Origin of the sequence: Phyllobacterium sp. 21LDTY02-6 (assembly GCF_023554255.2) — a bacterium.
Taxonomy (GTDB): domain Bacteria; phylum Pseudomonadota; class Alphaproteobacteria; order Rhizobiales; family Rhizobiaceae; genus Phyllobacterium.
Map to the genome: position 1 here is coordinate 60963 of NZ_JAMJWD020000003.1, position 15256 is coordinate 76218.

Genomic DNA, 15256 nt, shown 5'->3' on the forward strand with positions numbered 1-15256 from the left:
TGTTAAAGGAGGAACAAACATGCTGACGAGACGAAATCTGTTGAAGACAACTGCAGCGTTGACTGCCGCGGGAGTTTTCTCCATTGGCGGCAGGGCTCTCGCACAGTCGGCCGACATGACCATCGGCTATATCGCCGACTTTCCGAATGCCAGCGTCCTGGCCATTGCCCAGGACCTGAAGCTTTGGGAAGCGGAAGGCATTGCGCCGTCGGTCAAAGTCTTCACCAACGGGCCAATCCAGATCCAGGCCATGGGCGCCGGCAGCCTCAACTTCGGCACGATTGGTCCCGGCGCGCTCTGGCTTCCAGCCAGCGGCAAGGCCAAAGTCATCGGCGTGAACGATATCGGCTTTTCGGACCGCGTCATCGCGCAAGGCGGCATCAATTCAATGAAGGACCTGAAGGGCAAGAAGGTCGGGGTGCCGCAGGGCACGTCCGGCGATATGATCCTGCGCATGGCGCTGACGAAGGCCGGCATGACGGTGGGCGATATTCAGGTGGTGCCGATGGATCCGTCGACAGTGGTCGCCGCCTTCACCTCGAAACAGATTGACGCCGCCGGCATATGGTATCCGCTGATCGACACGATCAAGCCGCGCGTGCCGGATATGAAGGAGCTCGCCTCAAACCAGGATTTCTATCCGCAGACGTCGTTCATCAACACCTTCGTGGCCCGTAATGAAATCGTTCAGCAAAACCCCGACATCGTGAAGAAATTCCTGCGCGTGATGAAGAAGGCGATGGATTACCGGGCGGCGAATCTTGATCGTTCGATCCAGATCACTACGGCATTCCTGAATGCGCCGGCAGAGGCAACCGAGAAGGTTGCGCGCAGCCGCAAGATGCTGACTTCCAAGGAACTTGATGCCTTCACCAAGGACGGGACCGTCAACAAGTGGCTGACGGACTTCAACAAGATGTTCCAGGAATTTGGTACGGTGAAAGAACCGCTCCCTTCGGAGCAGTTCTACACCGCCGACCTCTTCACGAGTGCCTGATGGTGCAGGCCGGTGGCAACACCGGCCAACTCGTTCGCCAACAGGATTATCCGGGTTTATCGGCTTGCTGTTATGGCCCCTATCTGATCGAGATAACGATGACGAAGCAGCCCAACATCCTGTTCATCATGTCCGACGACCATGCCGCTCGGGCGATATCGGCGTATGGCTCCGGTTTGAACAGCACGCCGAACCTGGATCGCATCGCGAACGAGGGGATGCGGTTGGATCGCTGCTACGTCACCAATTCGATCTGCACGCCGAGCCGTGCGGCGATCCTGACAGGTACTTACAATCATGTGAACATGGTGACGACGCTTGATACCCATATCGACAACCGTCTGCCCAATGTCGCCAAGCACCTGCGCGCCGATGGCTACCAGACAGCCATCTTTGGAAAATGGCATTTGGGTGAAGGCAAGGCTCATTCACCGACCGGGTTCGACGAATGGTCAGTCGTACCGGGACAGGGAGAGTACTTCGATCCGGTGATGATCGACGACGCCGGTTCCAGGACCGAAAAGGGTTACGCCACCGACGTCATCACTGATAAATGTCTCGACTTTCTTAGGCGTCGCGACCCCACCCGGCCGTTTTTCCTGATGTGTCATCACAAAGCGCCACATCGCAGTTTCGAGCCTCATCCGCGCCACCGGCATCTTTACGCTGATGGAACGCTGCCTGTGCCGGAGACGTTCTGCGACGATTTCTCCAATCGGGCCGCCGCCGCAGCAGCGGCGAAGATGCGCATCCGTTCGGACATGACCTACAAGGATCTGGGGCTTGTACAACCTGAGGGCGGCGATGAAGTCGGCGAGCTTCTGGTGCCTGGCTGGACGCAACGAAAAGTGCCGGAAATCGAACCCGGAGAGAAGCTGCAGCTGGTCGATGCGCTGACAGGCGAGAACCATATCTTCACGGATCCACAACAACTAGCCCTCTTCAAGTATCAACGCTACATGATGCGCTATTTGCAAACCATCGCCGCGGTTGACGAAAACGTGGGTCGCATGCTCGATTTTCTCGATGAGGAAGGCATTAGCGACAACACGATTGTCATCTATACATCTGATCAAGGCTTCTTCCTTGGCGAGCACGGCTGGTTCGACAAGCGGTTCATGTACGAAGAGTCGCTGCAGATGCCGTTCCTGATCCGCTACCCGAATGGTATCAGGGCCGGAACGCGATCCGGCCATATCGTTACCAACGTGGATTTTGCGCCGACCTTTCTCGATTATGCCGGTCTGCCCTTCCCCAGTTATATGCAGGGGGAAAGCATGCGTCCGATCCTGGAGCAGACCAGGGAAAACGATGACATTGGTTTGGCCTACCATCGCTACTGGATGCACAAGGACGAATTTCACAATGCTTTCGCCCATTATGGCGTGCGCGACGCACGCTATAAGTTGATATACTGGTATAATGATCCGCTGAACCAACCGGGAGCCTATCCGGGAGGAGAGCCGCCGGAATGGGAATTGTTCGATTGTGAGAAGGATCCGTTTGAACTCCACAATCGCGCCAATGACCCCGCCTATTTCAGTGTGTTCCAGGATATGCTGGCCAAGCTCGATGGGCGGATGGCGGCGATCGGCGACATTCCCGAGCATGTCACCGCAGAGGCGCTGGCGAGACGTTCCATCGTGGCGGCCTGATCAGTGAGTTGCTGTTCTGATTTTGGGGCAAGACGCGGGCAGCTGGACGTTGGCAGACCGCAATCCGCACCCGTTTCGGTCGGTACGGCCTCCGCCGTCGCGCGGGCGCGCTTTCATGCCAGCCGCAGCCATGTCGGAACTGATCTGCCACTCATCCATGCCGACGGCGAAGGTCCGCGGAAAGCAGTAAAACTTGCTCCCTTCGAACTCGAGACCGTTGCCGTGACAAATTCACGTTTCGCTGCGTTCGTCGCTGCAACCGGCTATACAACGGAGGCGGAAAAGTTTGGCTGGGCGCCTGTCTTTGAGGGGCTTTTGCCGATCAGCGCATCTCGCTTCCCCGTCAGTCCCCATATCCCCTGGTGGCATCGCGTAGACGGGGCTTGCTGGCATTCGCCGGAAGGGCCGGGAAGTTCCATATACGATCGCGCCGACCACCCGGTCGTACAGGTTTCGTGGTGGGATGCGACAGCATTTGCCACCTGGTCTGGTGGCCGGTTGCCGACGGAAGCCGAATGGGAACATGCCGCTCGCGGTGGCCTCGCAGATCCACGCTTTCCATGGGGTGACGAAGAACCGAACGACGGAGAGGTCTTCTGCAACATCTGGCAGGGACGCTTCCCCGATCACAATACGGTCGAAGACGGATTTGCCGGGACTGCTCCTGTCGATGCCTTTGCGCCGAACGGCAAAGGACTTTTCAACATGGCCGGCAATGTTTGGGAATGGACTGCGGACGCGTTTCGCATACGCTCTTTGAGCAAGGCGGCGCGACAGCGCAACGATCAGGCCGGCCGTGATGACGAAAGGGTCATGAAAGGCGGCTCCTTCCTCTGCCATAAGAGCTATTGCTACCGTTATCGCATCGCCGCCCGCACCGCAGCCAGTGCCAATTCGTCCGCCAGCAATATTGGCTTTCGAATTTGCTACGATTTGCCTCGGTACGGGGGTAGCTAACCGCCCGCACCACCAGATGAACGAGATCAGTCTGGCCCTGTTGCAAAAATTCGCTCAGCACCGAGCGCGCCTTAACTCCGGACGTAATTATGCTGCGAGGGCTATGAACTCCCGTTTAACATCAAAGCATCCTCAGAACAGTACCGCGAGCCGCAGGGCATCCAGCATGGCGGCATGGACCGACCGGCTGCTGACGGCATCGCCGATTCTATGCAATTCGAAGCCGGCGGCTGGCGGAGCACGCAAAGGCGCCGCGCCCAGCAGGCTTTCGATGTCCGTGGCGCCATCATTTAGCGAGAGCGGGCGCAGTTCGTCGAAGACGTCGTTTACTGGCACGGTGCCGTGCTCGACGATGACATGCGCATGGGTCTCGCGGATTTCCCGCCCTGTCAGCAGGTGGCGTAACACCACCTCGCGTCGCCCATCCCGCATGCTTACCGAAACCAGTTCGTATTCCAGCAGCACCCGAACATCCCGTTCGGCGAGCGCCCTGCGGTACGTGATGCTCGAATGATGTTCCATTTCCGGCGCAACCGACGGATCGCGGGCAGCAAATGTCACGCGCTTTCCCGCGGCAGCCATTTCGGCAGCGACCGAAGGCGCGGAATGGCGGCCTGTGGCGTCGTAGATCAGCACGTCATCGACAATCTGCGTCGGATTGCCGAGCGCATCGAAGACACTGAGGCAGAGCTCGTGGCCCGCAACAGGACCGAAATCCGGAACGCCGCCGGTGGCGACAACGACGAGATCGGGTTCTTCGGCGAGAATCTCGGCCGCCTCCGCATAGACGTTAAGCCGGATTTCCACGCCGAGCCGTTCCAGTTCGGCGACGCGCCAGTCGACAATGCCGATCAGGTCGCGGCGAAGCCGTGTTTTCGCGGCCAGCACCAGCTGCCCGCCAAGCCGATCGGTCGCCTCCAGCAGCACGACATGATGTCCCCGCTCGGCCAGCACCCGCGCCGCCTCCAGCCCCGCCGGCCCGCCGCCGACGACGACCGCCTGGCGGCCCGCCTGCGGCGAGCGCTCGATCACCTGCGGCAACCAGGTCTCGCGGCCTGTTGCCGGATTGTGGATGCAGTGGACCGGGCGGTAGAGACAGTGCGAAGCGCCCACGCAGGGCCGGATCTCTTGCTCACGGCCCGAGCGGAGCTTGTTGACGATCTGTGGATCAGTCATATGCGCCCGCGTCATGCCGACCATATCGACCAACCCCGCATCGATCGCGTAACGCGCCGTTGCGACATCGGCGATCTTGGCGGCATGGAATACCGGCAGACCCGTCTGCGCCTTGAAGGCCCCCACCTGATGTAGCCACGGTGCGGAGACAGCCGTCATGTCGGGAATGTTGTAGAGCAGAAGGTTGAGGCGCGTGTCGAACCGGCCGAAGATGCAGTTGAAGAAATCGACCAGCCCCTCGCGCTCCAGCCGATTGGCGACCGCAACTGCCTCGGCGAAACTCAAGCCGTCCCTGTGGTCCTCATCGATCGTATAGCGGATGCCGACCGGATAATCGCTGCCGACCTCCCGGCGGATCTCCTCATGCACCATGCGCAGGAACCGCATGCGCTTTTCCAGCGAGCCGCCAAACTCGTCCGTGCGGTGATTGACCATTGGCGACAGGAACTGCCCGATCAGATGACCGCCGGTCATCGTCTCGATGCCATCGAGCCCGCCTTCACGCGCTCGGCGCGCCGCCTGGCCGAAGTCGCGCACGATGCGCGCTATATCATGGCGGTCCATCTCATGGGCGAAGTTGCGGTTATAATCCTCGCGCGAATGGGAGGGGCCGAGCGCTGGAAGCCAGGCACCGACAGTTGCGTTGGCCCGCCGGCCGACATGGGATATCTGGCACATCAGCGCCGCACCGTGGCGATGGACGCGTTCGGAGAAAGCATGGAAAACTGGGACGATCGCATCGCTCGATATGTCGAGCTGCGTGCCGCCCCAGCTGGTATCGGCGGAGATGCGCGCAGAGCCGCCGAACATCGTCAGCGCAAGTCCGCCTTTCGCCTTCTCCTCGTGATAGCGCTGATAGGCGTCCAGCGGATGTCCGCCCTCGTCGAGGGCGGTCTCGTGGCTGGTGCTCATGACCCGGTTGCGCAGCGTGAGCGGCCCCAGTTGCAGCGGCCGCAGCAAAGGATCGGCCTTCCCTGCTGGCGCGGCGGCTGGATTTTCCTTCTCCATATCCGCGCCGCCTATGCCGGACCGAGGGCCTTGCGCATGGCCTCGACGCATTGCTTCAAGGGGGGCGTGGGATCAACATTGTATTTCCAGTTGGTCAGCTCGACCGTCAGCGAGCCTTCGTAGTTCTGGCTGCGCAGATAGGCTACCAGTTGGTTGAGATCGATTATGCCGTCGCCCCAAGCGAGATGGCTGCCGCCGGCATCTGAATCCGTGAAATGCACATGGGCGACGCGGCCGGCGAGATGGGTGAAATAATCCTGCGGCGTCTCATGGGTCATCACTGCGCCAGCCACATCATAGACCGCGTGGAGCACGGGACTGTCCAGCTTGTCCATCAGTTCGCAGATTTCCCTGGCCGAGCGGACGATGTTTGCGAAGGAATCCGGCAACGACTCCATCCACAGATTGATGCCAAGCTTCCGGGCGCGGTCGCAAAGCGTGCCCATAGAATCGACGCAGCGCTCCAGCGCCTGCTCCACCGGCTCGTCGCGATAGCCGCCGCCTGCCGTCACCAGCAGCGCCGGAGCACCACATTCGACGGCAAATTCCATCGACTCGAGGAAATAGCGCAGCGAGCGGTCGCGCAGTTCCGGTTCCTTTGCTGAAATGTTGATGGGGTAGATGCACTGCTCCGGCGTGAAGGCGACAATGTCGAGGCCCATTCCGCGCACCTTTCGTCCCAACATACGTGCGTCGGCCAGCGTCTTATCGCCGATATAGAAATGCGGCGCGGCGGCCCAAAGCTCGATGCGGGAGACACCGGCCTCGCAGACATCGGCCAGAAACCGGTCCAGCGTATGCCTGACATAGTGAAAATTCATCACGCTGATACTGCGTTCATTGAGTGCCAAGATTCGTACTCCTCCAGTGCCGCCGATGCGGTGATTTTCGCCAGTTTTATGAGAACGTTCTCTTTCAGAATTGCAGGCCTTCCAGTACTGTTGCCGCCTTACGGCATCCGAAGACTGAATTCGGTCGTCGTCTCCTCGATGAATGCGGCCACCTGCGCCTCCGCCTCTTCCCGCCTCCAGCCGAGATGCGGCGCGGCCAATTCCGCGGCCAGTTCCGCGTGGCGCCGGCCAAGATCCGCCTCCCAGCCCACGGAAAGGCGGCGGCGCAGGATGTCTGAAAGTGTGCGCGCCTGCTCATTGAGGACAGCATGGGCGACAGATGCTTCCGTGACATGATCCATATTCGGAAGCGGCGGCAATGGCGTATCGAGCGGATGCGATGGGCCGGATGGCTGCAGCCGGCGATGCACGGCACGCGTCAGCCGTCGCCCGGCGTCGCGGTGTGTCATCAGCAGACCGCCGGTGAAGGTGAAGACATGCGGCAGGCCTTCATCGGTCAGATCATGCTCGCGGACGGTTGGTGCGGAACTCCTGCCGTCCCTGGCAAGGCTGCGCGGCCGCACGCCGGCCCAGGCATAGAGCACGTCTTCGCGGTTCAGACCGAAACCCGGAAACAGGCGGCCGAGCTGATCGAGAATGGCTGATATCTCCGCCTCCGTCGCGCGAAACCCTTCCGGCCGGCCATCCGAGACGGCATCCCATGGCCCGACATAATGAAGCTCGCCCCAGGGGATCAGGTAGAAAGGGGCGCCCGCCGCGGTCACGGTCTCGAAACCGAAGCCGCGCAGGCTCTCTGGCAGGCGGACAACGATGTTCGTGCCCTTCTCGCCAGTATTTTTGCGCAGATGTGGCGCCCCGGCGAGAGTGGTGATTTCATCGACCCAGACACCGGCGCAATTGACGACTGCGCGGGTCAGAACATCTTGCGAACCCCCGGCGGTCGTCAGCGTCACCCTCCAGAGGCTGCCTTGCCGCGCCAGCCCCGTCACTGCCGTATGGTTCAGCGCCTCCATGCCGATTGCCCGCGCCTTCATGATCGTATCGACGACGATGCGCTCCGGCCAATGATATTGGTATTCGGTAAAACTCATCGCCCCGCGAATGTCCTGCAGCCCAGCCATGCCCTGAAGCGCCGGATGTGCCCGTGCTTCTCTCGCCGACAGGATGCGAAGATTGAGCGGCACCTGACCGCCGTCGCTCGCCGCCATCAGGCGAAAGGCGAGCCGCGCCTTCCAGCGGGGAATGGCGTTTTCCGGCGTCAGCGGAACAATGAAGGTGACGGGCTTTACCCGCTCGGGCGCCATGCGCACGAACTCCGCCCGCCCTTGCATCGAGCGGCGCATGAGGCTCAGACACTCGATCGCGCTGCGCGGCCGGGCGAAAAACGCAGCGAGCGATCCGCTGGCAGCCGAGAGATAGCCGAGCCCGCAGTGCTGCAATCGTGACGACTTGCTGGAGGTGCCAGAGCCATAGTCATTGCGCTCGACAAGCAGCGTGCGATAGCCCGCCGCCGCCAGATGCTGGCCCGCCGCCGCCGCAATGATGCCGCCGCCAACAACCACGGTGTCGTAAATCTGGGTCACGCTCAACTCCCGTCCAACGCCGAAGCGCACCATTCTTTGACGCAGAATATGAGAACGTTCGCAAAATTTTACCGATGGTGTCAAGTCCGCTTGACGTTACCTTGAGAAATATAATACGTATTATAACGTCATATAGAAAGGTTCGACCATGCCCCTCCCCTCCGCCTTTGACGCCGGCGTCACCGCCGCGCTCTCCGCCCTCGATGCAAATTCGCTGAAACATGTTTTCTTCGTCGCGTGCGGTGGTTCGCTGTCGATCATGTATCCGGCCAAGTTCCTCCTCGACCAGCACGCACCGCTGCCCTCGGATGTCTACAATGGTGCTGAGTTCGTCGCCCGCGCACCGCGGTCGCTCGACAAGAATTCGCTGGTCATTCTCTGCTCGATGACCGGCACCACGAAAGAAACCACAGCTGCGGCCGAATTTGCCCGGTCGAGGGGCGCCACCACGATCGGACTGACGGTCGAGCCTGCCTCCCCGCTCGGCAGGGCCGTCGATCATGTGGTCGGCTTTGAGGCACCCTACACGACCGGCGTGCCGATCGACGCGAAGAACAGCAACTATTCGCGGATATATCAGATTGTGATGGGCCTCGTTGCGCTCACCGGCGGCGAGAATCTCACCGAAACACTGATCGGTAGCCTTGCCGCCCTGCAGCCTGCCATCGACCGTGCGCATGCCACCTTCGCGCCTGTCTTCGAAGACTATGCGCCGCGCTTCGCCAAGGAAGACGTGGTCTATACGGTCGCCAGCGGTGCGAGCTACGGCGCGGCCTATTCCTTCGCCATCTGCGTGCTCATGGAGATGCAGTGGATCAACAGCCAGGCCATCCATGCCAACGAGTTTTTCCACGGTCCCTTCGAGGTGCTCGATAAGGATCGCGCCTTCATCCTCATGAAGGGTCTCGACAGCACACGGCCGCTGGAACAACGCGCCGACGAATTCCTGCATCGCTTCGGTTCGGCTGAGAACATTCTGGTTCTCGACGCCGAAAAGCTTGATCTTTCGGGCATCGATCCGCAATTCCAGGGCAATGTCGTGCCGCTGATCTTCTTCGACACGCTCTGGCGTTTCGCCTATAAGATTGCTGAGCTGCGCAATCACGAAATGCTTGAGGCGCGGCGCTACATGAAGAAGATCACCTACTGAGAAAGCCTGGAAGAGCGGATGAAAGACCAATCAAACCTTTTGCCGCTCTATGAACAGGTCCGCCGCTCGCTTCTGGCCGGCATCGAAACCGGCCAGTTCGCGGAAGGCAGCTTCCTGCCCGCCGAACCAGAGCTGATGGCGTGCTATAGCGTCAGCCGGATCACACTGCGGCGCGCGATCGGCGAGCTTTGCGCCGATGGCCGCCTGCAGCGACAGCAGGGCCGCGGCACCATCGTCATGCCGGGCAAGATGCGCCAGACGCTCGTCTCGTTGTCCGGCTTTTCGGAGACCATGGATGGGCTCGGCCGAAAGGCCAGCCACCGCATCCTCGCGCGCGTCGACAACCCCGAAGCTCCGGCCATCCAAGCCCGGTTGCAGGCCGGAGCACTGATCCGCTTCGACCGATTGCTGGAGGATAACGGGCTGCCGATGACGCTCGAAACGCTCTGGTTCGACCCGTTGCGCTTTTCGCAGGTGATCGAACCGGTTGCCGCCGGAGGCTCCTTCTTCGCCTCCTTGCGGGACAAGGCTGGCATCGAGCCGGCCCATGCGGAGCGGCAGATCGATGTCGGGTTTGCCTCGGCCAGTGAGCGAGCCATTCTGGCCGTGACGGCCACCCAGCCGGTCTACCGGATCGAAAAGATCGTCACCGACGCCGAAGAGCGCCCGCTCGCCCTGTCGCAACTCATCACTCCAAGCCATCTGGTCACCTACACGATCAAGTCCTGAAAGGTTCGACATGCACATCTTTGACGCCGCCGCCGTTCACGCGGCACTCCCCTGGCCTTTTCTGATCGAGGCATTGCGCAAGGCGCATCTCGGGCCGATGCCCGCCTCCGAGGTTGTGGTGCAGTCCGATCCCGCAGGCCGCGGCGCCCAGTTCGTCACCCTGCCCGGCTGGGCGCCGGGCGGACCGATCGTCGTGAAGATGGTGGGTGTCTTTCCACAGAACGCAGACCTGCAACCACCGCAACCGGCCGTTCAAGGGCTTGTGGCGCTGTTTGACGGTAAAACCGGCGGACCGCTCCTTGCAGCCGACGGTGCGGCCATGACGGCGCGCAAGACGGCCGCCGACTCCGCACTCGGCGCCGCCATTCTCGCTCGCGAGGACGTGGAAGATCTTCTGATCGTCGGCGCCGGTGCGCTTGCGCCGCATTTTGCCGCGGCGCATCTGGCGGCACGCCCATCGCTCAGCCGCGTCACGATCTGGAACCGCACCACGGCGCGCGCCGCGGCCGTCGCAGCCCAGCTCCGCGAAAAAGGCCTTGACGCGACGGTCAGCGACGACCTCGATGGCGCTGTCAGCCGCGCCGATGTGGTATCCTGCGTCACCATGTCGGATACGGCGCTGATCAAGGGTGCGCTGCTGCGACCCGGCACCCATCTCGATCTTGTCGGGGCCTATCTGCCCACGCTTCGGGAAGCAGACGATGCGGCCCTGACGCGTGGCACGATCTTCGTCGACAGCCGCAACAACATGCAGGGCGGCGGCGATCTTTCGCAGGCCGTCGCTTCAGGCGCGATCACCTGGGACGCCGTGAAAGCCGACCTTTTCGAACTTGTGCAGGGTCAGAAAGAAGGCCGCACCAGCGCCGATCAGATCACTGTGTTCAAGAATAACGGCGGCGCGCATCTCGACCTATTCACCGCCGCCGCGCTTTCGCAAACACTCGGCTGACGCGTCACGCGTCAGCCAGAACCCGCGCCAGGAAAGCTCGCGTGCGATCATGCTGCGGGCGTGTCAGCACGTCCGCCGGACGGCCCTGCTCTACGATCACCCCACCATCCATGAAGATCAGGTGGTCGGCGACATCCCGAGCAAAGCCCATTTCGTGCGTGACGACGACCATGGTCATGCCGTCGTCGGCAAGCTGGCGCATGACGGCGAGAACTTCACCGACAAGCTCCGGGTCGAGCGCCGAGGTCGGTTCATCGAAGAGCATGACATCGGGCTTCATCGCCAGCGAGCGAGCGATCGCCGCACGCTGCTGCTGTCCGCCGGAAAGCTGCGCCGGATAATAGTGTGCGCGCTCCTTCATGCCGACGCGCTCCAAGAGTGCCATCGCCTCTTCCGCCGCCGCTGATTTCGGCACGCGTTTGACGAGCAACGGTGCCTCGATGACGTTCTCAAGCACGGTCTTGTGCGGGAAAAGATGAAACCCCTGGAACACCATGCCCATACGTTGGCGCTGGCGTGCAAGCTCGTTGAAGCTCATCTCAAGGAGCTTGTCGCCCTTCCAGCGCACGCCGACGGGCTCGCCATTGAGGAAGACCGCGCCGCCCGTAGGTTTTTCCAGATAGTTGAGGCAGCGCAGCAGCGTGCTCTTGCCCGAACCGGAAGGGCCGATGATGCAGGTCACGTCGCCGCGCATCACCGCGACATCGATGCCGCGAAGCACCTCATGGGTGCCGAAACTCTTGCGCAGGCGCTCGACCTTCAGCAGGGGTTGGACTGTCGGCTCGGTGTTCATCACAGGGTCTCCTGCTGGTGCGCGAACAGGCGGAACATGCCGCCGGATTTCTTCTTGCCCGCGTGATGTTCGGATTTCAATCGATGCTCGACGGCATGTTCGATGACCGTCAGGACGGTGGTGAGCACGAGGTACCAGACGGTGGCGACTAATAGCAGCGGCACCGTCTGATAGGTACGCGCATAGACCATCTGGGCGGAATAGAGCAGATCGGGCAACGCCAGTACGGAAACGAGCGAGGTGAATTTCAGCATCGAGATCGTGTCGTTACCGATGGGCGGAATAACGATGCGCAATGCCTGTGGCAACACGATGCGGCGAAGCGTCTGGCCGCGGGTCATCCCGAGGGTGGCGGCGGCTTCCGTCTGGCCGGCATTGATCGCCTGGATGCCGGCGCGGATCATTTCCGCGGCATAGGCGCTCTCGGTGAAGGCAAGGCCCATGATGGCGGCGCTGAACGGCGTGATGAGCTCGTTGGTATTCCAGGAAAAGAGCTTCGGCCCGCCGAAAGGAATGCCGATCGATATCTCCGGCAAGAGCAAGGCCAGATTATACCAGAAGATCATCTGCACCAGCGGCGGCACGCCGCGGAAAAACCAGATCCAGCCCCAGCTGACCGACTGGAAGACGCTGCTGGCCGACAGGCGCATGATGGCGAGTACGACGCCGATTGCAAGCCCCAGCACCATGGCGAGCGCCGTCAACAGCAGCGTCATGCCGAGACCGGAGAGGATGGCTGGGCTGAACATATATTCGGCGACGACGTTCCACTGCATGTTCTTGTTGGTGACAAGCACCTGCAGGAAGACGACGGCGAATATCGCAAGCACCACACCGCCGATCCAGTGGCCGACCTTTGGCAGCGCAATAGGCTTCACATCATGGATGGAGGGGCGCGAGTGTGGTTTTTCAGACATCGTCATTCCTTGCTGTCGTCTTGAGCTGTCCGATCCGGCCCGAAACAGGCTTCGCCAGAAGTGGTTTTGCATAGGGCAGACAATTGTTTCAGAGATCGGCCGGATGCTCTTCCGTGATCAACAGTGCCTTGCTCAGCATGCCGCTGTCGTTCAGGCCCCACTTGGTCATGATCTTCTCGTAGGTGCCGTCATCGATCATCGACTGGATCGTGTCCGTCAGCACCTGGCCGAGTGGGTCGCCCTTGCGCACGCCGATGCAACTGTTGACCGGCGACAGGACCAGATCGGATACCTTGAGGTCGCCGGTCTGCTTTGCCATATAGGTAAGCTTCACCGATCCGCCCACGGTCGCCTGCGCCCGGTTGGAGCGCACGGCAAGCTCTGCCTGCGCCTGCGTGCCATGCGTCTGCATGACAACCGGCTTGTTCTTGCACTCATTGGCGTTCAGCTTTTCGAGAAGGCCGATATCCCATGAGCCGTTGAGTACCGCGACCGTCAACCCGCAGGCGTCGGAGGCCGACTTGATGTCGAGCGTGCTGTCTTTCGGATAGGCAAAGGAGGTGCCGATACGGCGTTGCGAGACGAAATCGAGCGTCTTCAGGCGCTCCGCCGTGGTGCCAAAAGACGAGAAGCCAGCGTCGAAACGCTTGGACTGCAAGCCCGGAACGATGGCGTCGAAGCTCGTGCCCTCGAACGTGAATGTCACACCGAGGCGCTGCTCCATCTCCTTGGCGATATCGACACTCCAGCCCTTCAGCTGGCCGTCGGCATCCTGATACTCGTCCGGCGCCCAGTCGTTGAAGACGGCGGCCTTGATGCCGTTGTCCTTGTATTCCTGCGGCAGCGCATCGTGCAAAGCCGGAATGACATCGGCCAGCGCCGGCATCGCCAGGATCGCGCTCAGGACGCATCCGGCCAGAATGGATTTCAACATGACGACCTCCTTGTTTTAGCGAACCCAGCGGGCTCGGGATGGCGCTCTCCGGTTCCCCTTATAAAAGTCACGAGAACGTTCTCACATATGAGACACGGACATTGCTTCCCCGTCAAGCACCGTTTTCGCACGTAACGGCGGTTATAGGCATTGAAAATCGCCGCCTATCTGGTAACACCTAAAAAGTGCTGCCATTTTCTCCGAACCGGACATGATAAGATTCTCATTTCGGCAGGGCAAAAATGTGAGAGGAATTGCCGCGTGGCTCCGAAAAGCAAGGCAACGATTACGGATGTCGCGCGGGCAGCCGGCGTTTCCACGGCGACCGCTGGGCGCGTGCTCGGCGGCTACGGCTATACCAGCGATGACAAGAAAGAACAGGTGCTCAAGGCCGCTCAGAGCCTCGGCTACCGGCCCAACGCGCTGGCGCGCAGCCTCATCACCGGCAAGACCCGCACGCTCGGGGTCGTCGCGGGCGATATCCAGAACCCGTTCTATGCTTCGGTCCTGCGCGGTATTTCCAACGTCGCGGAAGCCAACGGCTTCGGCCTGCTGATCACCAACAGCGACGAAGCCCAGACCAAGGAAGTCCGTTCGGTGGAGCTTCTCGCTCAGAAACAGGTGGATGGGCTGATCGTCACCCCGAGCGACACGCGCAAGGCGCGGCATTTGCACAATCTCAAGGCCATGGGCGTTCCACTCGTGCTGATCGATCGCGCCGTCGCCGGCCTGATGGTCGATCGTGTCGCGACCGACAACATCGCGGCGGCCGAACAGGCCGTGCGCCACCTGATCGCCGCCGGCCACCGCCGGATCGGCATCGTGGCGGAACTGGTGGACGAGAAAGACGGCGGGCTGGAGACCTTCCTCACCCGCGCCATCGCCGGCGATCCCATCGAAAGCGAGATGCTCTACCCGAGCTGGCAGCGTCTTCTCGGCTATGTCCGCGCGCACCGGATCGAGGGTTTGGCCATCGATCCGCGCCTGACGCTTAGGGCCGGGAGCTATTCCGCCCTGGCCGCGCACGCCGTCGTGCCCGGCCTTATGACAGCCCCCGAGGCGCCGACCGCCCTCTTCACCACCGACGGCACCATGTCGGAGGGTACCATGCGGGCGCTGGCCGACCTGAAGCTCTCGATTCCCCAGGATGTCTCGATCGTCTGCTTCGATGATCTCGACTGGATGAGTTTTCACCGTCCTGGCATCACCACCGTTGCGCAGCCACGGCTCGCCATGGGCGAAGCCGCCGCGCGCATGCTCCTAGAGCGCATCCACGGCGAGGATTATCCGCCGCGCACCGTACTTATGCCCGCTGAACTGATCAAACGCGGCTCCGTCACCCAACTCTGATCCGGCAAGACGCAACGGGAACAGAATTGAACCTGCGCGTGAAGGCCGATGCCGTTTCTGTTCAACGCTTCTCGGAAAGGCGGCACCAGCGGCTTGCTTCCGACAGGCGCGGACCGTTCCCTTCCTTCTCCAGCACTCACGCCCACTTTCGGCGCACCCCGTGTAGGAACCAGTTGCCTTTTTCGATGTAGCTCGGTAATTGAGAAC

The 15256-nt window shown here is 61.3% G+C and carries 13 protein-coding genes; 7 read left to right on the top strand and 6 right to left on the bottom strand.

Annotated elements, in window-relative coordinates:
• Positions 1 to 22: 22 nt before the first annotated feature.
• From M8997_RS11780 to M8997_RS11790, 3 genes are all read left to right on the top strand, one after another.
• Positions 23 to 997, top strand: a complete 975-nt coding sequence (locus M8997_RS11780; protein WP_371929579.1) for an aliphatic sulfonate ABC transporter substrate-binding protein — start codon at positions 23 to 25, stop codon at positions 995 to 997.
• A gap of 98 nt (positions 998 to 1095) precedes the next feature.
• Positions 1096 to 2652: a sulfatase gene (locus tag M8997_RS11785; RefSeq protein WP_250020032.1), complete on the top strand. Its 1557-nt coding sequence runs from the start codon at positions 1096 to 1098 to the stop codon at positions 2650 to 2652.
• A gap of 153 nt (positions 2653 to 2805) precedes the next feature.
• Positions 2806 to 3609 carry an SUMF1/EgtB/PvdO family nonheme iron enzyme gene (locus M8997_RS11790; protein WP_250020033.1) on the top strand — a complete coding sequence of 268 codons (804 nt, stop codon included), beginning with the start codon at positions 2806 to 2808 and terminating at the stop codon, positions 3607 to 3609.
• A 132-nt stretch (positions 3610 to 3741) separates the two neighbouring features.
• Here M8997_RS11790 and M8997_RS11795 read toward each other — a convergent pair whose 3' ends face one another.
• The 3 genes from M8997_RS11795 to M8997_RS11805 form a co-directional block, all read right to left on the bottom strand.
• Positions 3742 to 5793, bottom strand: a complete 2052-nt coding sequence (locus M8997_RS11795; RefSeq protein WP_250019994.1) for an FAD-dependent oxidoreductase — start codon at positions 5791 to 5793, stop codon at positions 3742 to 3744.
• A gap of 11 nt (positions 5794 to 5804) precedes the next feature.
• Positions 5805 to 6644, bottom strand: coding sequence for a sugar phosphate isomerase/epimerase (locus M8997_RS11800; RefSeq protein WP_250019995.1), 840 nt, complete (start codon positions 6642 to 6644; stop codon positions 5805 to 5807).
• Between the two features lie 98 nt (positions 6645 to 6742).
• Positions 6743 to 8227, bottom strand: a complete 1485-nt coding sequence (locus M8997_RS11805) for an FAD-dependent oxidoreductase (protein WP_250019996.1) — start codon at positions 8225 to 8227, stop codon at positions 6743 to 6745.
• Between the two features lie 148 nt (positions 8228 to 8375).
• Between M8997_RS11805 and M8997_RS11810 the strand changes: the two genes are divergently transcribed.
• From M8997_RS11810 to M8997_RS11820, 3 genes are read left to right on the top strand one after another with little or no spacing between them, the layout of a single operon-like run.
• Positions 8376 to 9377 carry an SIS domain-containing protein gene (locus M8997_RS11810; protein ID WP_250019997.1) on the top strand — a complete coding sequence of 334 codons (1002 nt, stop codon included), beginning with the start codon at positions 8376 to 8378 and terminating at the stop codon, positions 9375 to 9377.
• An 18-nt stretch (positions 9378 to 9395) separates the two neighbouring features.
• Positions 9396 to 10106, top strand: a complete 711-nt coding sequence (locus M8997_RS11815) for a GntR family transcriptional regulator (protein WP_250019998.1) — start codon at positions 9396 to 9398, stop codon at positions 10104 to 10106.
• Positions 10107 to 10116: 10 nt separating this feature from the next.
• On the top strand, positions 10117 to 11055 hold the full coding sequence (locus M8997_RS11820) for an ornithine cyclodeaminase (RefSeq protein ID WP_250019999.1): 939 nt from the start codon (positions 10117 to 10119) through the stop codon (positions 11053 to 11055).
• 4 nt (positions 11056 to 11059) lie between these two features.
• On the opposite strand, the gene M8997_RS11825 is transcribed toward M8997_RS11820, so the two are convergent.
• From M8997_RS11825 to M8997_RS11835, 3 genes are all read right to left on the bottom strand, one after another.
• Positions 11060 to 11848, bottom strand: a complete 789-nt coding sequence (locus M8997_RS11825; RefSeq protein ID WP_305884371.1) for an amino acid ABC transporter ATP-binding protein — start codon at positions 11846 to 11848, stop codon at positions 11060 to 11062.
• Complete coding sequence (locus M8997_RS11830) at positions 11848 to 12765, bottom strand: amino acid ABC transporter permease (RefSeq protein WP_250020000.1); 918 nt, start codon at positions 12763 to 12765, stop codon at positions 11848 to 11850. Before M8997_RS11830 ends, M8997_RS11825 begins: the two co-directional genes overlap by 1 nt.
• Positions 12766 to 12853: 88 nt before the next feature.
• Entirely contained in the window at positions 12854 to 13699 is an 846-nt protein-coding gene (locus M8997_RS11835) for an ABC transporter substrate-binding protein (RefSeq protein WP_250020001.1), read from the bottom strand.
• A 261-nt stretch (positions 13700 to 13960) separates the two neighbouring features.
• On the opposite strand from M8997_RS11835, the gene M8997_RS11840 reads away from it, so the two are divergent.
• Complete coding sequence (locus M8997_RS11840) at positions 13961 to 15049, top strand: LacI family DNA-binding transcriptional regulator (RefSeq protein ID WP_250020002.1); 1089 nt, start codon at positions 13961 to 13963, stop codon at positions 15047 to 15049.
• Positions 15050 to 15256: the final 207 nt, after the last annotated feature.